Below are 16782 nucleotides of genomic sequence, written 5' to 3' on the forward strand. Positions count from 1 at the left end.
GCGCGGCAGTCCGAGGCTAGGCAGCGTGCGTGGCGCGCGTCACGGCCCGGGCGTGCCACCGGCGGACCGGAGGGGACAGGGTCTCCGGTCCGCCCCCGCCCTCGGGCGGGAACGCCTCAGGAGGGCGGTGGCAGCAGGCCGCGGCGGTAGGCGGGGACGAGCCGGCGCGGCACCAGGTGCCGGCGCCCCTCCAGGGTGAGCGGCACGAGGTCCGGCGTCTCGGCCTTCCACTGCGACCGGCGGTGCCGGGTGTTCGCGCGCGACATCCGCCGCTTGGGGACGGCCATCAGTGCTCTCCTTCTCGATCGGTTCCGGTGGTCGGGTCGCTGCGCGCCGGTTCGGGGTCCGCGCAGGGTTCGTCGTGGGCCCAGCCGAAGGGATCGGGCAGCTCGGCCCAGGCGGCCTCGCCGGCGGCGATCTCGGCGTCGGTCAGCAGGGCGAGACGCAGGGCGGCGTCGACGTCGTCGGGGTCGGCCTCGTGGCACAGCACCACGAGGTCCTGGGCCCGGTCACCCCAGCGCGGGTGCCAGGACAGGGCCGCCATCGCCCGCCGCTGGTCGCCCGCCTCGGCCCAGGCCTGCTCGTCGGCGCCGTCCAGCCAGTCGCCGGCGTGCCCGATCCGCAGCCCCCCGCCCGCGCTCTCCAGCCAGAGGACGGCGTCCGGCCGGGTGGCCAGCCAGACCCGTCCCCGGGTCCGCACGACGCCGTCGAGCAGCGAGTCGATCGCGTCGTGCAGGCGGTCCGGGTGGAACGGCCTGCGCTCGGAGAACAGCAGCGTGCGGACGCCGCCCGACTCCTCCAGCGGAGGGGTGCCGCGCAACAGCGGATCGTGTACCCCGCCCGGGACGCCGCGGCGCGCGTCCGGAGCGAGCCCGTCGCAGAACAACCGGTGGTCGGCGGTGTCGGCGGTCAGCCGCGGCGCGGTGGGGGCGAGCCGGTCCAGGACGGCCGCGGTCCGCCCGGTCGCCGGCCCTCCGGCCGTCACGACGACGTCCGCGAACTCGGCCTGGCCGACGGCGAGCTGGGCGACCGTGCGCTCGTCGTCGGGCAGGGTGCTCAGGCCGCGCTCGGGCAGGGTCGCGTCGCCGGTGGCGTCGTCCAGCCAGGTGTCGGTGTCGAGCACGGCGACCACACCGCGCAGGTCGACCAGGTCGGCCGCGGTGCAGGCAGCACGGCCGTCGCCCGGCTCGAACAGCACCGCCCCGAGTGCCCAGCAGACCGGCTCGGGTTCGAGGCGCGGGTCAAGGTGCAGGACGACCCGGTCCACCGTGCCGGTCAGCGCGGCCAGCGTCGGCAGGACGTCCTCGCGGATCGTGCAGCTCACGCAGCCGTGTGCCAGCTCCAGCACGGTGCGTTCGTCGTCGGCACCGCGGCGCAGGCGCCGGTGCACCCGGCCGCGGCCGAGGTCGTGCAGCTCGTGGTGCAGCACGACGACGCCCGGGTCGAGCTCCCGCATCCGTCCGATCGTCCGCTCGACCCCGTCGCGCACGGTCCCGCACAGGACCACCAGCTCGGTCATGACTTCCCTCCCGGGGCTCGGGCCTGATGACGGTCGGGTGTAGCGTAAACGAAAACGATTCCCATGTTGAGAGGAGGGCTCCGATGGCGAAGACGACCGACGTCCGGCCGATCGTGAAGCTGCGGTCGACGGCCGGCACCGGCACGACCTACGTGACCCGCAAGAACCGGCGGAACGACCCGGACCGGCTGGTCCTGCGCAAGTACGACCCGAAGCTGCGCCGCCACGTCGAGTTCAAGGAGGAGCGCTGATGCCGTCCCGGAAGACGACGCTGCGCCCGGCCCGCCGCAAGGCCAACCCGCTGAAGGTCCGCGGGATCGAGCACGTGGACTGGAAGGACGCGGCGCTGCTGCGCACGTTCATCTCGGACCGCGGCAAGATCCGGGCCCGCCGGGTGACCGGGCTGACGGGCCGGCAGCAGCGACAGGTGGCGCTCGCGATCCGCAACGCGCGGGAGATGGCCCTGCTGCCCTACCCGCGCGCGGGGCGGTGACCGATGTCGCGTCGTTGTGACCTGACCGGCCGCGAGCCGTCGTTCGGGAAGGCCGTGTCCCACTCCCACCGCCGGACGAGCCGGCGCTGGGACCCGAACGTGCAGTCGAAGCGCTACTGGTTCGCCGACGAGGGGCGCTGGGTCCGGCTGAGCCTCTCGGCGAAGGGGATCAAAACAGTGGACCGGATCGGCGTGCCCGCGGCCGTCGCCCGGATCCGCGCGAACGGGGTGAGGGTCTGATGGCCACGCAGGGGCAGATCGCCAAGAACGAACGCCGCAAGGAGATCGTCGCGCGGTACGCCGAGCGGCGGGCCGAGCTCAAGGCGGTGATCGCGCGCCCGTCGGCGACCGAGGAGGAGCGGGCGGCCGCGGCCGCCGAGCTCCGCCGCCAGCCTCGGGACGCCAGTGCCACCCGGGTCCGCAACCGCGACTCGGTCGACGGCCGTCCGCGGGGGCACCTCCGCAAGTTCGGGGTGTCCCGGGTCCGGCTGCGGGAGCTGGCCCACGACGGGGCGCTGCCCGGCGTCCGGAAGTCGAGCTGGTGAAACCGGCCTGACCAGCGCGGACAGGGTTCCGGGGACCCCCGGATCGGGGCCCCGGAACCGCCGTGTAAAGTTCTTCCAGTCGGTGAGCGGAGAGCGCAGTACCACTCCCGCTGACCGCTGCCGCCCCCTTAGCTCAGTCGGCAGAGCGTCTCCATGGTAAGGAGAAGGTCTACGGTTCGATTCCGTAAGGGGGCTCTGACTGAACTTCAGAGCTGACACAGGCGAGCTCTGTATGACGGTGTAGCTCAGTTGGTAGAGCAAGCGGCTCATAATCGCTGTGTCGCCGGTTCAAGTCCGGCCATCGTCACCACGTTGGCGAAGTATTCCGATCATCCTGCTGGGAGGCACCCGCGATGGCCAAGGCCACGGACGTGCGGCCGAAGATCACTCTGGCCTGCGAGGAGTGCAAGAACCGCAACTACATCACCAAGAAGAACCGGCGGAACGACCCCGACCGGCTCGAGATCAAGAAGTTCTGCCGGAACTGCGGCACCCACCGGGCGCACCGCGAGACCCGCTGAGCGTGGTCGACCAGTCCTGGGTCGGGCATGAGCTCGACCCGGTCGGGCCGTACCAGGTCGGTCGGGAGAAGATCCGCGAGTTCGCCGTCGCCATCGGTGACGGCGATCCGCTGTTCCACGACCTCGACGCCGCTCGCGCGGCCGGGCACCCCGATCTCGTCGCCCCGCCGACGTTCCCGGTCTGCTTCACCATGCCGGTCATCGAGGAGTTCCTGAAGGACCCCGCGTTCGGCTGGGACTACACCCGCATGGTCCACGGTGACCAGCACATCGCGTACCGTCGGCCGATCCGCGCCGGCGACGAGCTGACCACGGTCGTGCACGTCGACGAGCTCCGCACCCGTGCCGGGAACCACATGCTGACCCTGCGCTGTGAGGTGTCCGACGCCACGGGCGAGCCGGTCGCCACCACGCGCAGCATGCTCGTCTCGCCCGCCGGGGAGGCCGGCGAATGACCGGCCGACTGACCCCGGAGACCGCCGCAGCGGTGCAGAAGGGCGACGACCTGCCGTCGTTCCAGGTGCAGGTCACGCGCTCGGACCTCGTCCGGTACGCCGCGGCGTCGGGTGATCTCAACCCGATCCACTGGAGCGACCGGATCGCCTCCGCCGCGGGCCTGCCCGGCGTCATCGCGCACGGGATGCTCTCGATGGCGCTCGCGGCCCGCGTGCTCACCGCCTGGACCGGCGACCCCGCGGCCGTGCTGAGCTACGGCACCCGCTTCACGCGCCCCGTCGTCGTCCCGGACGACGACACCGGCGCCACCGTCGAACTCGGCGGCACGGTGTCCGAGGTCCGGGAGGACGGTGACCGCCGGGTCGCCGTCGTCGACCTCCGGGCCGTGTTCGACGGGAAGACGGTGCTGGGCCGTGCCCGTGCCGAGGTCCTGCTGCCGTCGGCGCCGGACCGATAAGGACCCGGGGTGCGGGCCCGCCACGGCGGGTGCGTACACTCGAACCAGCCGGGTGCGCCGGATGATCGGTCGTGCCCGTCCCACCGCCTCTAGGGGTGGATCGGGGCAAAGGGGTGTAGCTCAATTGGCAGAGCAGCGGTCTCCAAAACCGCAGGTTGCAGGTTCAAGTCCTGTCACCCCTGCCACGACGCCGCAGGTCACCGGATGGCACGGTGGCGCGGCCGACGGCACGAACGGCGAAGCAGAGCAGGTTCTCCTCAGGAGGAGGACGTGACCGAAGGGCGGGCGGACGTCCGCCGCGTGCGGAGGGCGAACGCGTGAGCGACGAGCACGAGCCGGGGTCCGGGCAGGAGCGCCCGAGCAACGCCGCCGACCGTCGTGGGCGGCGGGCAGCCCGGTCCGGATCGGGTGAGACCCCGTCCAAGGGGCGGGTCACCCCGACCCGGGCGACGGCCACCAAGGAGAAGAAGGCGTCGCCGTTCGCGCGGATCGCCCGCTTCCTGCGTGAGGTCGTCGCCGAGCTCCGCAAGGTCATCTGGCCGAACCGTTCCCAGATGGTCAAGTACACCATCGCCGTCCTCGTCTTCGTGACGTTCATGGTGACCCTGGTGTTCCTGCTCGACTCGGCGTTCGCCGAGGGCGTCGCGCTGCTGTTCGGCAACTGACGCGAGCGGACCGGACCGACCGGTGACGACCCGACACCGATAAGGAAGCGAGTAGGACGTGACCTCCGACAGCAACGCGTACGACGAGACGGCCGACGAGGCCGCGCTCGACGCCGTCGCCGAGCACACGGCCGACGAGACGCTGCCCGAGCAGTCCGTCCAGGACGCCGACACCGAGGCGGCCCACGGTGACGACGCCGTCTCCGGCGACTACACCGCCGCCGACGACGAGTCGACCGCCGGTGCCGCCGCGGAGACGCTGGACGGTGCGGGCGACGAGCCGGCCGCCGACGCCGCGACCGACGAGAGCGACGACACCGCGACCGACGAGCCCGCGGCCGACGAGCCGGCGGAGGACGTCGACCCGGAGGAGGAGCTGCGCGCTGCGCTGCGCCGCGCCCCCGGCGACTGGTACGTCGTCCACTCGTACGCCGGCTACGAGAACAAGGTGAAGTCGAACCTCGAGACGCGAGCACAGACCCTCGACGTCGAGGACTACATCTTCCAGGTCGAGGTGCCGACCGAAGAGGTCACCGAGATCAAGAACGGGCAGCGCAAGAAGGTCCAGCGCAAGGTGCTGCCCGGCTACATCCTGGTGCGGATGGAGCTGAACGACCAGTCCTGGGGCGCGGTGCGGAACACCCCGGGCGTGACCGGTTTCGTCGGTGCCACGTCCAAGCCGTCGCCGCTGACCGTCAACGAGGTCGTCAAGTTCCTGCTGCCCAAGACCGAGGCCCCCAAGAAGGAGGCCGAGGCGGGCAAGCCGGCTGCCGCAGGCGCCGCCGCCACCACCGGTGGATCCTCCACCGTCGAGGTCGACTTCGAGGTCGGCGAGTCGGTCACCGTCATGGACGGGCCGTTCGCGACGCTCCCCGCGAGCATCAGCGAGGTCAACATCGACGCCCAGAAGCTCAAGGTGCTGGTCTCGATCTTCGGCCGGGAGACCCCGGTCGAGCTCGGGTTCAACCAGGTCTCCAAGATCTGAGGCACCGCTGAGGACGCCCGTGGCGAGGCAGGGCCGCGCGGCGCGCACATCGATCACGACAGGACCAGGACATGCCCCCCAAGAAGCGGAAGCTCTCCGCGATCATCAAGCTCCAGATCCAGGCCGGCGCCGCGACGCCGGCCCCGCCGGTCGGCCCCGCGCTGGGTCAGCACGGCGTGAACATCATGGAGTTCTGCAAGGCCTACAACGCGGCGACCGAGGCCCAGCGCGGCAACGTCGTGCCGGTCGAGATCTCCGTGTTCGAGGACCGCTCGTTCACCTTCGAGCTCAAGACCCCGCCGGCGGCGAAGCTGCTGCTCAAGGCCGCGGGCGTCGACAAGGGCTCCGGCGAGCCGCACAAGACCAAGGTCGCCACCGTCACGATGGCGCAGGTCCGCGAGATCGCCGAGACCAAGATGAGGGACCTCAACGCCAACGACCTCGACCAGGCCGCCAAGATCATCGCCGGCACCGCCCGGTCGATGGGCATCACGGTCGACGGCTGACGAACCCTCCCGTACGCGTGGGAGAGCCGGGCGCGGCTCGAACCACGACCTGACCTCCAAGGAGACGAGGACAGATGGCACAGCGCAGCAAGGCCTATCGCGAGGCCGCCGCGAAGATCGACGCGGACCGCCTCTACTCGCCGCTCGCGGCGACCAAGCTGGCCCAGGACACCTCCAGCCGCAACACCGACTCGACCGTCGAGGTCGCGCTGCGGCTGGGTGTCGACCCCCGGAAGGCGGACCAGATGGTCCGCGGGACCGTGAACCTGCCGCACGGTACCGGCAAGTCCGTCCGGGTGATCGTGTTCGCCACCGGTGACAAGGCCGTCGAGGCCGAGGCCGCCGGTGCGGACGCCGTGGGCGCCGAGGACCTGATCGAGCGGATCCAGGGCGGGTGGCTCGAGTTCGACGCCGCCATCGCGACCCCGGACCAGATGGCCAAGGTCGGCCGGATCGCGCGCATCCTGGGCCCGCGTGGCCTGATGCCGAACCCGAAGACCGGCACCGTCACCCCGGACGTCACCAAGGCCGTCAACGAGATCAAGGGCGGCAAGGTCAGCTTCCGGGTCGACAAGCAGGCCAACCTGCACATGATCATCGGGAAGGCCTCGTTCGACACCGACAAGCTGGTGGAGAACTACGGCGCCGCCCTCGACGAGATCATGCGGCTCAAGCCGTCGGCCGCCAAGGGCCGCTACGTCAAGAAGATCACCTTCTCGACGACCTCCGGCCCGGGCATCCCGGTCGACCCGAACCGCACCCGCAACCTCCTCTCGGAGGACGCGGAGGAGACGGTCTGATCTCCTGGCACCACGCACGACGCCCCCGGTTCCGCTCGCGGAGCCGGGGGCGTCGTCGTGTGCCGGGGCGGTGCGCTCAGACCCAGTCGGCGAGGACGGCGTCGACGTCCTCCGGGCCGGTGCCCTGCGTCGCGGTCGCGGTGCCGGTCCGGGAGAACCGGGGCGCGGGCGCGGCCTGCGGGACGCCGTCCGCGGTGACGATCGTGCCCCGCGCGGCCAGGTGCGCGTCCTCGGCGGCCTCGCCGAAGGAGAGTACCGGGGTGGTGCAGGCGTCGGTGCCCTCGAAGACCGCGGCCCACTCGTCCCGCGGCTTCGACGCGAACACCTCGGTGAAGCGGGCCCGCATCGCGGGCCAGCCCGCCCGGTCGTACTGGTGGCCGAGCTCGTCGTCGGTCAGCTCGAGACCGGCGAGGAGCTGGGCGTAGAACTGCGGCTCCAGCGCCCCGACGGCCATGTACCCGCCGTCGGCGCAGGCGTAGGTGTCGTAGAACGGGGCGTGCCCGTCGAGCAGGTTGGAGTCCTTCTCGTCGGTCCACGCGCCCTGCCCGAGGAAGCCCCAGAACATCTGGTTCAGCACGCTGACGCCGTCGACCATCGCGGCGTCGACGACCTGGCCCTCACCGGACGCCCTGGCCTCCCAGAGCGCGGCCAGCACGCCGACGACCAGCAGCATCGAGCCGCCGCCGAAGTCGCCGACCAGGTTCAGCGGCGGGACCGGGCGCTCACCGGCACGCCCGATGGCGTGCAGCGCGCCCGTCATCGAGATGTAGTTGATGTCGTGCCCGGCGCGGGGGGCCATCGGCCCGTCCTGGCCCCACCCCGTCATCCGGCCGTAGACCAGCCGCGGGTTGCGGGTGCGGCAGTCGTCGGGCCCGACGCCGAGGCGCTCGGTGACCCCCGGCCGGTAGCCCTCCAGCAGGACGTCGGCCTTCTCGACCAGCCGCAGCACGGTCTCCCGGCCCGCGGGGTCCTTGAGGTCCGCGGTGACGGTGCGCCGCCCGCGGACCGTCGGGTCGGGCGCGTCGCCCGATCCCGGTGAGAACCCGCCGGACGGCCGGTCGATGCGGACCACGTCGGCGCCGAGATCCCCGAGGATCATCGCCGCGTGCGGTCCGGGCCCGATCCCGGCCAGCTCGATCACCTTCAGTCCGGCCAGCGGACCCTTGCCCCGTGTCACCCGGCAACCTCCTCGTCGCGTGTCGTCGCGGCGACGGTATCCCGGCGCCGCGGTGCAGGCGGGCTCAGGCCTTCAGCAGGTCGTCCCGCCCTTCGGCCTCCAGCTTCGCCTTGTACGGCCCGAACAGCTGCTTCGCCAGCGGGAGCAGCTTGAGCAGCTTCGAGACCGGGCCCTTCGCCCGCACGTCACCCTTGGCCATCGCGACCGGCAGGACGACCTTCCCCAGCCAGAACTTGTTGCCGGTGTCGGCCGACATGAACAGCTCGATGTTGGGCGCAGGGCCGTTGCCTGCGCCGGTGTGCAGCTCGGAGTTCGGCATGTCGACCGTGACCACCGCGTCCGGCTTCGTGTAGGTGATCCGCAGGACGACCCCGGACGGCTGCAGCGAGGCCACCAGCTGCGGGTCCTCCAGACCGATCCGGAAGACCCCGCCCAGGTACTCGTAGACCTCGGCCTCGTCGGCGAACACGGCCATCAGCGCCTCCTCGCGAGATGTGCGGCGGGCACGGACGTGCCCGTGACCGTGGGGGAGTCTGGCGGCAGCGGGCGGCGCGGCCCAGCCGATCACCGGGCCACGTCTGGCCCGTCCGGGCCGTCCCGCCCGGAACGGCTCAGGCCCGCCCGGAACGGCTCAGGGCCGGTCGGCCGGGTCCTCGTCGAGCAGCCCGCAGCGCCCGGCCAGCGCGGCGGCCTCGATCCGGTTCGTCGCACCCAGCTTGTGCAGCAGCGATGCGATCATGCGCTTCGCCGTGCGCTCGCTCACCAGCAGCGGCCGGGCGATGTCGGCGGTCTCCAGGCCACGGGCGAGCAGTGTCCACAGCTCGATGTCGCGGTCACCGAGCCGGTCGAGCAGGCCGTCGGCGGTGCGGTCGGAAGCCGCGAGCAGCGCGTCGAGCAGCTCGGCCCGCAGCACCCGCACCCCGGCGGCGATCGACAGCAGCGGCGCGACGAGCACCTCGGGGTCCGCCGACTTGCCGAGGTAGCCGTCCGCACCGGCCCGCAGCGACGCCGCGGCCAGGTCGAGGTCCTCGGTGCCGGACAGCGCGAGCACCTTCGTCGCGGGGTACGCGGCCTTGATCCGGCGGATGGTCTCCACCCCGCCGAGCGGTGGCAGGGCCAGGTCGACGATCGCGATCCCCGCCCGGTGCTTCCCGACGAGCGCGACCGCCTCCTCCCCGGCGGTGGCCGACCCGGCGACCCGGAAGGTGTCACCGGCGCGGGACTCGAGCAGCAGGGCGAGCCCCTGGGAGAAGAGGGCGTGGTCGTCGACGATGACGACGACGTGCGGCTCGGCGGGCACGGCCGCGAGCCTAGTGTGGGCGCGCCAGCCGTCGTCGCACCGGGAGAGCGGGGCCGTCCAGGATGACCACCAGCACCGCCGCCACCAGGCCCTCCGACCAGCTACCGGAGCGGACGACCGAGGAGCGCACGGCCGTCGTCCTGCGGTTGTGCGTGGTGCTCGCGGCGGTCGTGCTGATCGTGCTGCGCCCCGAGCTCGCCGGGGAGCGGGTCGTCCTCGCCACGGTGCTGATCGGGCTGACGGCGGTCTACGCCGCGGTGCTGGCGGCGATGTCGGTGCTGCGCGGGACCCTGCCGGTCCGGCCGGCCGTGCTGACCGGGCTGGACGGGGTGCTCGGCGTCGTCGCGTGTTGGCTGACCGGCGGTCTGGCGAGCCCGATGGTCGCGACCCTGCCGCTGGTCGTCATCGCGATCGCGCTGCGCGGCGGCGACCGGGTCGGGCGGGCCGCCGCCCTCGCGCTCGGGGCCGGGTACACCGCGGCGGCGCTGTTCGGCTCGGCCACGGGCACGTCGCTGCTCGGCCGGGTCGTCGCCGGCGTGTGGTGGACCGGGTTCCTGTTCGCGACGGCCGTGCTCGTCGGGGTGCTGGTCCGGCTGCTGGAACGCCAGCTCGCCGACATCGCCACCACCCGGGCCCGTGCCGAGAGCGAGCACGAGCGGTACCTGTCCGAGCGGGAGCTGCGCGACCGGATCGTCTCGCAGAGCCGGGCTCGCCTCGACGGGGCGCGGGTCGTGCTGCACGAGTTCCGCACCCCGGTCGCCTCCCTGACCGCGCTCTCGGCCGACCTCGCCCAGGAACGGCTGACCGGTGACGCCGCCCGGACGGCATCGCGGCTGCTCGCCGACCACGCCGCCCACCTGCAGGACATGCTCGACGGCCTGGCCGATCTCGCCGTCGCCGACGGCAGCCCGCTGGGCCGCAACCGGCCCCGCCGGATCCCGCTCGCCGATCTCGCCGACGCCGTCCTCGACTCGGCCGGGATCACCGCGGAGCGGCGGCGCCCCGTCGTCACACCGCCCGACGCCGCCGTGCACTGCGACCCGCAGCGGCTGCGGCGGCTGCTCACCAACCTCGCCGAGAACGCCGCCCGGCACAGCGGCGACGAGCCGGTGGACCTCCACCTGGCACACGACGGCGCCACCCTCACCGCCGAGGTCCGCGACCGCGGCCCCGGCCTGCCCGAGGGTCAGGAGGGCGTGGTCACGGCGAAGGGCGTGGCGCTGGGGGAGCGGCGCGGCACCGCGGGGCTGGGTCTGTGGATCGCCGAGGCGCTCGCGTCGGCGATGGACGGCGAGCTCAGCCTGCTCCCGCGCGACGGCGGCGGGCTCACCGCCCGGCTCACCCTGCCGCTGCCACCGGCCTGACTCCCGCGGCCGGCCGGGTGGCACCCGGGGGCCAGCCGTGGCGCGGACGGCGGGTGTGGCCGCCGGTGCGAGCGGACCATCATCGGCCGCCATGCGGACGACGGCAGCGGTGCTGTGGGAACCGGGCGGCAAGTGGGAGCTCGAGGAGGTCGAGCTCGACGGGCCGAGCGCCGGTGAGGTGATGGTGGAGCTGACGGCCTCCGGGCTGTGCCACTCCGACGAGCACCTGGTCACCGGGGACCTCCCGGCCGTGCTCCCCATGGTGGGCGGGCACGAGGGCGCGGGCCGGGTGATCGAGGTGGGCCCGGGCGTCACCGACCTGGAGGTCGGCGACCCGGTCGTCATGACGTTCCTGCCGTCCTGCGGGCGCTGCCCGTACTGCGCCAAGGGCCTGCCGAACCTGTGCAACGACGGCGCGGGCGCCACCCTGGGCCCGCAGCTCGACGGCACCTACCGGTTCCACGCCCGTGGCGAGGACATCGGGCAGATGTGCCTCCTCGGCACGTTCGCGAAGCACACCGTGGTCCCCGTGAAGTCCGTCGTGAAGATCGATGAGGGCTTCCCCCTGGACCTGGCGGCACTGGTCGGCTGCGGCGTGACCACCGGGTTCGGCTCGGCGGTGCGCACCGCCGAGCTGCGTGCCGGCGACGCGGCCGTGGTCGTCGGTGTCGGCGGGATCGGCGCGAACGCCGTGCAGGGCGCCCGGGTCGCGGGCTGCCGGTACGTCGTCGCCGTCGACCCGGTGGAGCTCAAGCGCGAGCGCGCGCGGGAGCTCGGCGCCACGCACGTCGCGGCGAGCATCGACGAGGCCTGGGAGATCGTCAGCGAGGTGACCCGCGGCCAGATGGCGGACGCCGCGATCCTGTGCACCGGCGTCGCGGCCGGCGCCGAGCTGCAGCCGCTGCTGCAGCTGGTCGGCAAGCGCGGCCGGGTCGTCGTCACCGCGCTGGCGAACGCCGAGGAGGAGACGGCGACGCTGTCGTTGCTGGACCTCACCCTCTACGAGAAGCAGATCCGCGGCGCACTGTTCGGCAGCTCGGCCGCGCAGCACGACGTGCCGCGGCTGCTCGAGATGCACAACCTCGGGCAGCTCCGGCTCCGGGAGCTCATCACCCGGGAGTACACACTCGACCAGGTCAACGAGGGTTACGAGGACATGCGGTCGGGGCGCAACATCAGGGGACTGATCAGGTACCGGTAAGGCGACCACGGCAAGGGGGCCGAGCGTTGACCACCACCACGCGCACCATCGAGCACGGCAAGCGGGACGGGTTCGCGAGCCTGTCCGCGGGACGGCTGCGGGCCGACTCGTTCCCGATGCGGCTGTTCAGCAAGGGCAACGGGAAGCACTGGGACCCGTCGGCGATCGACTTCACGCAGGACGCCGAGGACTTCGCGGCGATGACCGACGACGAGCGCTGGCAGACCTGCGCGCTCGCCGCGCAGTTCATGGCCGGCGAGGAGTCGGTGACGCAGGACCTGCAGCCGTTCGTGGCCGCGATGGCCGCGGAGGGCAGGCTCGGCGACGAGATGTACCTGACCCAGTTCGTCTACGAGGAGGCCAAGCACACCCAGGCCTTCCGGCTGTGGTTCGACGCCGTCGGGATGACGGGTGACCTGCACTCCTACATCGAGCACAACGAGCACTACCTGGAGATCTTCACCCGGGCGCTGCCGGAGAGCCTGTACGCGCTCGCGGACGACCCGAGCCCTGCCAACCAGCTCCGCGCGTCGGTCACCTACAACCACGTCGTCGAGGGGACGCTCGCGCTGACCGGCTACTTCACCTGGCACAAGATCTGCGCCGAGCGCGGGATCCTCCCCGGGATGCAGAAGGTGATCAAGCACATCGGGGACGACGAGCGCCGCCACATGGCCTGGGGCACCTTCACCTGCCGCAGGCACGTCGCGGCCGACGACGCGCTCTGGGACGTCGTCGACGGCCGGATGCAGGAGCTCATGGTTCCGGCGATGGGTGTCGTCACCGGCACCGTCGACCGGTGGCCGGACGGGCAGGCGCCGTTCGGGATCGACCTGAACGAGCTGGCCGAGTACGCCATGGACAAGGTCGGACGACGGCTGGGCGCCATCGAGTCGGCCCGCGGCGCCGACCTGCTCACGATCGACGCCGACGCCGAACCCGAGCGGCTCGAGGAGCGGTTCCACGCCGAGGACCAGCGGATCCTCGCCGCGGCCGCCGCATCGTAGGAGGAACCAGGATGGACACCCGGCCCGGACGGTACGACCGGCGCGACGAGCTCGCGGCGATGGACCCGGAGGTCTCCTACGTCGAGATCTACCGGGCGCTGTCCGGGCTGGAGTTCCCCTGGGACGTCCAGCAGGCGCTGTCGCTGGCGTTGTTCCGCACCTACGCCGTGCCCTCGATCGGGCGGCTGCTCGCCGGCACCGGCGAGTTCACCGGGCGGGTGCAGAAGCGCTACGACGACACCGCCCTGATCCTGGAGTCGGTGCTCGCGAACGGGTTCGACCACGTCGAGGGCCGGGCCGCGATCCGCCGGATGAACCAGATGCACCGGTCCTACGACATCTCGAACGACGACATGCGCTACGTGCTGGCGACGTTCGTCGTCGTCCCGCTGCGGTGGGTGGACCGGTGGGGCTGGCGCCGGCACACCGACGTCGAGCGGGTCGCGACCGCGAACTACTACCGGCGGCTCGGCAGGCACATGGGGATCAGGGACGTCCCGGAGACCTGGCAGGAGTTCTACGCCCTCCTCGACGCCTACGAGGCCGAGCACTTCGGCTACGACCCGGGCGGCCGGGCCGTGGCCGACGCGACCCTCGGGCTGGCGACGACGTTCCCGCCGAACCACCTGCTGCCGGCGGCGCTGAGCCGCGGGTTCGTGCTGTCCCTCATGGACACACCGCTGCTCGACGCCCTCGGGTACGCGTTCCCGCCGAAGCCCGCCCGGATCGCCGCCGACCTGCTCCTGCGGGCGCGGGGCGCCGTCGTACGGCGGATGCCGGTGCGGACCGAGCCCTTCTCCGTCACGGAGTCGCCCAACATCCGCAGCTACCCGAGCGGCTACGACGTCCGGGAGCTCGGCACGTTCCCCACCTGCCCGGTCCGGCACGACGGGCCCCACGACACCGCGGTCTGAACGGGGCTCGCCGGGCTCAGCCGACCAGGTCGCGGATCGTGCGCAGGTGCTCCGGCGACCCGTCCACGACCATGGTCGTGACCAGGGAGTCCCGGAACACCGGGAGCTCCTCGCGGATCTTCGCCTCCGGCCCGACGAGCGCCACCTGCTCCACCATCGACGTCGGCACGGCCTTCGCCGCCGCGTCCTTGTCCCCGGCCAGGTAGAGCTCCTGGATGCGGGCGCAGGTGTCGGGGTAGCCCATGCGGGCGAACACCTCGTAGTGGAAGTTCGCGCCCTTCGCGCCCATCCCGCCGATGTAGAGGGCGAGGAACGGGCGGATGCGGTCGGCGGCGGCCTCGACGTCGTCGTCGACGACGACCTGGACCATGCAGACGACCTCGAAGCCCGGCGGCTCCCCGCCGCGGGCGGCGAAGCCGGCGGCGAGCGACTCGCGGTAGTGGGCGTCGTGGCGGGGTGCGTAGAACAGCGGCTGCCAGCCGTCGGCGATCTCCGCGGCGAGGGCGACGTTCTTCGGGCCCTCGGCGGCGAGCAGGATCGGGAGGTCGGTGCGGTACGGGTGCAGTGTGGACCGCAGCGGCTTGCCCAGGCCGGTCCCGCCGGGGTGCGGGATCGGGTAGGCGGGTCCGTCGGAGACGACCTTCTCCCGGGCGATCGTGTCGCGCAGGATCCGCACGTACTCGCGGGTGCGGGCGAGCGGGCGCGGGTACGGCTGCCCGTACCAGCCCTCCACCACCTGCGGCCCGGACGCGCCGATGCCCAGCACCGTGCGCCCGCCCGACAGGTGGTCGAGGGTCATCGCCGCCATCGCCGTGGCGGTCGGCGTGCGGGCCGACATCTGCACGACCGAGGTGCCCAGCCGCATCCGCGTGGTCCGCGCCCCGAGCCAGGACAGCGGGGTGAAGGCGTCCGAGCCGTAGGCCTCGGCCGTCCACATCGAGTCGAAGCCGAGGTCCTCGGCGGCGGCGACCTTCTCCGCGGTGCCGCGGGGCGGGCCCGCCGCCCAGTACCCCAGCGCGAGACCGAGCTTCACGACGCCTCCCCGAAGGTCACCGGCAGCCGCTTGATGCCGTTGATGAAGTTGCCCGCCAGCCAGACGGGTTCGCCGACCGACAGGTCCGGCACCCGGGTCAGCAGCTCGCCGAACAGCGACCGCAGCTGCATCCGGGCCAGGTGGCTGCCCAGGCAGAAATGTGGCCCGCCGCCGCCGAAACCGACGTGCGGGTTCTCCGCGCGGGTGACGTCGAACGCGTGCGGGTCGGCGAAGACGGACTCGTCGCGGTTGCCCGAGTGGTAGAACATCACGACCCGCTCGCCCTCGGCGATCCGCTGCCCGCGGATCTCGGTGTCGCGCGTCGCCGTCCGCCGGAAGGTGAGCACCGGGCTCGCCCAGCGCACGAACTCCTCGACCGCGGGGCCGATCCGGTCGTCGAACTCCTCGACGAGCAGGCGTCGCTGCTCCGGGTTCCGGTCGAGCGCGAGGACCGCGTGCGACGCGGTCTGCCGGGTGGTGTCGTTCCCCGCCACGCAGAGCAGGACGAAGAACGCGGCGATCTCCTCGTCGGTGAGCGATGCCCCCTCGACCTCGGCCTGCACCAGCGCCGTCATCAGGTCGTCGGCCGGCTCCTCGCGGCGCAGCGCCGACAGCTCGAACGACGCGGTGTGCAGCGTCATCAGCCCGTCGAGCAGGACGGCCATCGGGTCGCCGTCACCGATGAAGTCGGGGTCGTTCCAGCCGACCATCGCGTTGGCGGCGTCCGCGACCCGCTGCCGGTCCGGCTCCGGGATGCCGATCATCTCCGAGATCGTCCACATCGGGAGGCGGGCGGACACCGCGCCGACGAAGTCCACCTCACCGGGCTGTGCGAGCAGGTCGTCGACGATCAGGCGGGCCTGCTCGCGGATCTGGTCGGAGATCCGCTTGACCCGGCGCGGGGTGAACACCGAGGCGATCACCCGGCGCTGGCGGACGTGCCGCGGCGCGTCCATCGCGAGGATCGAGTGCGCCGCCTCGAGCATGTCCTCGGGGACGTCCTCGAGCATCACCCCGCCGAACCGCTGCCCGGAGGCGAACGTCTCGGCGTCGCGGCTGACCGCGGTGATGTCGGCGTGGGTGACCAGCGCCCAGAACCCGGGGGCGTCCGGATCGGGCAGCAGGTCGGTCTCGGCCGGCGGGTGCCAGGACAGCGGGCGTTCCCGGCGCAGCTCGGCGAACGACTCCTCGCGGGCGTCCGGTGGCCGCGCCCAGAACGCCCGGCTGGAGATGTCGACGGGATCGTGGGCCCGGGCGGCCGTCACGACGCCACCAGCAGGTCGTCGCGGCCGTCGGCGCGCAGCCGCTCGGCGTAGACCGGGAACAGCCGCTTCGCCAGGGGCGCCAGCTGCAACAGCTTGGTCACGGTCCCCTCGACCTTCACCGTGCCGCGGGCCATGGCGAACGTGAGGTTGACCGTGCCCTGCCAGTAGGCGTTGGCGGTCGCGGTCGCCATCGCCATCGTGGCGTGGGCGTCCGGGGCGGCGGGGTCCGATCCCCGCCAGACCTTCCCACCGGGGAGGTCGATGACCAGGGCGGAGTCGGGGTCGGTGCACTGCTGGCGCAGCACCAGACCGGTGGCGCGCAGCCGTGGTTCCAGGTCGGGATCGGCGAGTGCGGTCTCGAAGATTCCGCCGATGTAGCGGTACAGCTCGTCCTCGTCGGCGAAGCCGGGCACGTGTCCTCCACGTCGTCGTGTGAACCGGTCGTCCCGAACATAACGTAGACTACGTTACTGTCAAACGGGTGGACGGCCCTCGCCCTCGGGGCGGGGTGGTGGGCCCGGATCCGTGGCAGGGTGGTCGCTCCGGAACGGGGCGCGACGAGAGCGGGGCGGCG

At 72.6% G+C, this 16782-nt stretch carries 23 protein-coding genes and 3 tRNA genes; 18 read left to right on the forward strand and 8 right to left on the reverse strand.

Going from position 1 to position 16782, the window contains the following annotated elements; genetic code table 11:
* Window positions 1-116: 116 nt before the first annotated feature.
* Both rpmF and mrf read right to left on the reverse strand, forming a co-directional pair.
* A complete protein-coding gene (gene rpmF / locus PP1_RS20400) occupies window positions 117-287 on the reverse strand; it encodes a 50S ribosomal protein L32 (protein WP_010243198.1) in 171 nt (56 codons plus the stop codon).
* Window positions 287-1519, reverse strand: a complete 1233-nt coding sequence (gene mrf / locus PP1_RS20405; RefSeq protein ID WP_010243201.1) for a ribosome hibernation factor-recruiting GTPase MRF — start codon at window positions 1517-1519, stop codon at window positions 287-289. The genes rpmF and mrf overlap by 1 nt, the downstream gene beginning before the upstream one ends.
* An 83-nt stretch (window positions 1520-1602) precedes the next feature.
* Between mrf and rpmG (PP1_RS20410) the strand changes: the two genes are divergently transcribed.
* From rpmG (PP1_RS20410) to rplA, 14 genes are all read left to right on the forward strand, one after another.
* A complete protein-coding gene (gene rpmG, locus PP1_RS20410; RefSeq protein ID WP_010243203.1) occupies window positions 1603-1770 on the forward strand; it encodes a 50S ribosomal protein L33 in 168 nt (55 codons plus the stop codon).
* Window positions 1770-2012, forward strand: a complete 243-nt coding sequence (gene rpsR, locus PP1_RS20415) for a 30S ribosomal protein S18 (protein WP_010243205.1) — start codon at window positions 1770-1772, stop codon at window positions 2010-2012. The genes rpmG (PP1_RS20410) and rpsR overlap by 1 nt, the downstream gene beginning before the upstream one ends.
* 3 nt (window positions 2013-2015) lie before the next feature.
* On the forward strand, window positions 2016-2252 hold the full coding sequence (rpmB, locus tag PP1_RS20420; protein WP_010243207.1) for a 50S ribosomal protein L28: 237 nt from the start codon (window positions 2016-2018) through the stop codon (window positions 2250-2252).
* The gene (gene rpsN, locus PP1_RS20425) at window positions 2252-2557 is read left to right on the forward strand and encodes a 30S ribosomal protein S14 (protein WP_010243209.1); all 306 of its coding nucleotides are present in this window, start codon (window positions 2252-2254) and stop codon (window positions 2555-2557) included. The genes rpmB and rpsN overlap by 1 nt, the downstream gene beginning before the upstream one ends.
* A gap of 122 nt (window positions 2558-2679) precedes the next feature.
* Window positions 2680-2752: transfer RNA gene (locus PP1_RS20430), tRNA-Thr, on the forward strand.
* Window positions 2753-2791: 39 nt separating this feature from the next.
* Window positions 2792-2867 (forward strand) — tRNA-Met (locus PP1_RS20435).
* A gap of 43 nt (window positions 2868-2910) precedes the next feature.
* Window positions 2911-3078, forward strand: a complete 168-nt coding sequence (gene rpmG, locus PP1_RS20440) for a 50S ribosomal protein L33 (RefSeq protein WP_029240095.1) — start codon at window positions 2911-2913, stop codon at window positions 3076-3078.
* Window positions 3079-3080: 2 nt separating this feature from the next.
* Window positions 3081-3533: a MaoC family dehydratase N-terminal domain-containing protein gene (locus PP1_RS20445; RefSeq protein WP_010243213.1), complete on the forward strand. Its 453-nt coding sequence runs from the start codon at window positions 3081-3083 to the stop codon at window positions 3531-3533.
* Window positions 3530-3991: a MaoC family dehydratase gene (locus tag PP1_RS20450; protein WP_010243216.1), complete on the forward strand. Its 462-nt coding sequence runs from the start codon at window positions 3530-3532 to the stop codon at window positions 3989-3991. Before PP1_RS20445 ends, PP1_RS20450 begins: the two co-directional genes overlap by 4 nt.
* A gap of 109 nt (window positions 3992-4100) precedes the next feature.
* Window positions 4101-4176 (forward strand) — tRNA-Trp (locus tag PP1_RS20455).
* 132 nt (window positions 4177-4308) lie between these two features.
* Window positions 4309-4656, forward strand: coding sequence for a preprotein translocase subunit SecE (secE, locus tag PP1_RS20460; RefSeq protein ID WP_010243218.1), 348 nt, complete (start codon window positions 4309-4311; stop codon window positions 4654-4656).
* 58 nt (window positions 4657-4714) lie between these two features.
* Complete coding sequence (gene nusG / locus PP1_RS20465) at window positions 4715-5641, forward strand: transcription termination/antitermination protein NusG (RefSeq protein ID WP_010243219.1); 927 nt, start codon at window positions 4715-4717, stop codon at window positions 5639-5641.
* Window positions 5642-5712: 71 nt separating this feature from the next.
* Complete coding sequence (gene rplK / locus PP1_RS20470; protein ID WP_010243222.1) at window positions 5713-6147, forward strand: 50S ribosomal protein L11; 435 nt, start codon at window positions 5713-5715, stop codon at window positions 6145-6147.
* A 74-nt stretch (window positions 6148-6221) separates the two neighbouring features.
* On the forward strand, window positions 6222-6947 hold the full coding sequence (rplA, locus tag PP1_RS20475; RefSeq protein WP_010243224.1) for a 50S ribosomal protein L1: 726 nt from the start codon (window positions 6222-6224) through the stop codon (window positions 6945-6947).
* Window positions 6948-7023: 76 nt separating this feature from the next.
* Here the strand turns inward: rplA and PP1_RS20480 are convergent, their stop codons facing one another.
* The 3 genes from PP1_RS20480 to PP1_RS20490 all read right to left on the reverse strand — a co-directional run bounded on the left by PP1_RS20480 (window position 7024) and on the right by PP1_RS20490 (window position 9424).
* Entirely contained in the window at window positions 7024-8124 is a 1101-nt protein-coding gene (locus PP1_RS20480; protein ID WP_010243226.1) for a CaiB/BaiF CoA transferase family protein, read from the reverse strand.
* Between the two features lie 64 nt (window positions 8125-8188).
* Window positions 8189-8599 carry a hypothetical protein gene (locus tag PP1_RS20485; RefSeq protein WP_010243228.1) on the reverse strand — a complete coding sequence of 137 codons (411 nt, stop codon included), beginning with the start codon at window positions 8597-8599 and terminating at the stop codon, window positions 8189-8191.
* A gap of 156 nt (window positions 8600-8755) precedes the next feature.
* Complete coding sequence (locus tag PP1_RS20490) at window positions 8756-9424, reverse strand: response regulator transcription factor (protein WP_010243230.1); 669 nt, start codon at window positions 9422-9424, stop codon at window positions 8756-8758.
* A 62-nt stretch (window positions 9425-9486) separates the two neighbouring features.
* On the opposite strand from PP1_RS20490, the gene PP1_RS20495 reads away from it, so the two are divergent.
* From PP1_RS20495 to PP1_RS20510, 4 genes are all read left to right on the forward strand, one after another.
* Window positions 9487-10788: a sensor histidine kinase gene (locus tag PP1_RS20495; RefSeq protein WP_010243232.1), complete on the forward strand. Its 1302-nt coding sequence runs from the start codon at window positions 9487-9489 to the stop codon at window positions 10786-10788.
* Window positions 10789-10879: 91 nt separating this feature from the next.
* The gene (locus tag PP1_RS20500; protein WP_010243234.1) at window positions 10880-11989 is read left to right on the forward strand and encodes an NDMA-dependent alcohol dehydrogenase; all 1110 of its coding nucleotides are present in this window, start codon (window positions 10880-10882) and stop codon (window positions 11987-11989) included.
* Between the two features lie 26 nt (window positions 11990-12015).
* The gene (locus PP1_RS20505) at window positions 12016-12996 is read left to right on the forward strand and encodes a R2-like ligand-binding oxidase (protein ID WP_010243236.1); all 981 of its coding nucleotides are present in this window, start codon (window positions 12016-12018) and stop codon (window positions 12994-12996) included.
* Window positions 12997-13007: 11 nt separating this feature from the next.
* The gene (locus PP1_RS20510; RefSeq protein ID WP_010243238.1) at window positions 13008-13910 is read left to right on the forward strand and encodes an oxygenase MpaB family protein; all 903 of its coding nucleotides are present in this window, start codon (window positions 13008-13010) and stop codon (window positions 13908-13910) included.
* A gap of 16 nt (window positions 13911-13926) precedes the next feature.
* Here the strand turns inward: PP1_RS20510 and PP1_RS20515 are convergent, their stop codons facing one another.
* The 3 genes from PP1_RS20515 to PP1_RS20525 are packed head-to-tail and all read right to left on the reverse strand — an operon-like array spanning window position 13927 to window position 16621.
* Window positions 13927-14943: an LLM class F420-dependent oxidoreductase gene (locus PP1_RS20515; RefSeq protein ID WP_010243240.1), complete on the reverse strand. Its 1017-nt coding sequence runs from the start codon at window positions 14941-14943 to the stop codon at window positions 13927-13929.
* Window positions 14940-16208, reverse strand: a complete 1269-nt coding sequence (locus tag PP1_RS20520; protein ID WP_010243242.1) for a cytochrome P450 — start codon at window positions 16206-16208, stop codon at window positions 14940-14942. Before PP1_RS20520 ends, PP1_RS20515 begins: the two co-directional genes overlap by 4 nt.
* Window positions 16205-16621, reverse strand: a complete 417-nt coding sequence (locus PP1_RS20525) for an SCP2 sterol-binding domain-containing protein (protein ID WP_010243244.1) — start codon at window positions 16619-16621, stop codon at window positions 16205-16207. The genes PP1_RS20520 and PP1_RS20525 overlap by 4 nt, the downstream gene beginning before the upstream one ends.
* Window positions 16622-16782 lie beyond the last annotated feature (161 nt).

It is taken from the genome of Pseudonocardia sp. P1 (genome assembly GCF_000178675.2).
Lineage (GTDB): Bacteria > Actinomycetota > Actinomycetes > Mycobacteriales > Pseudonocardiaceae > Pseudonocardia.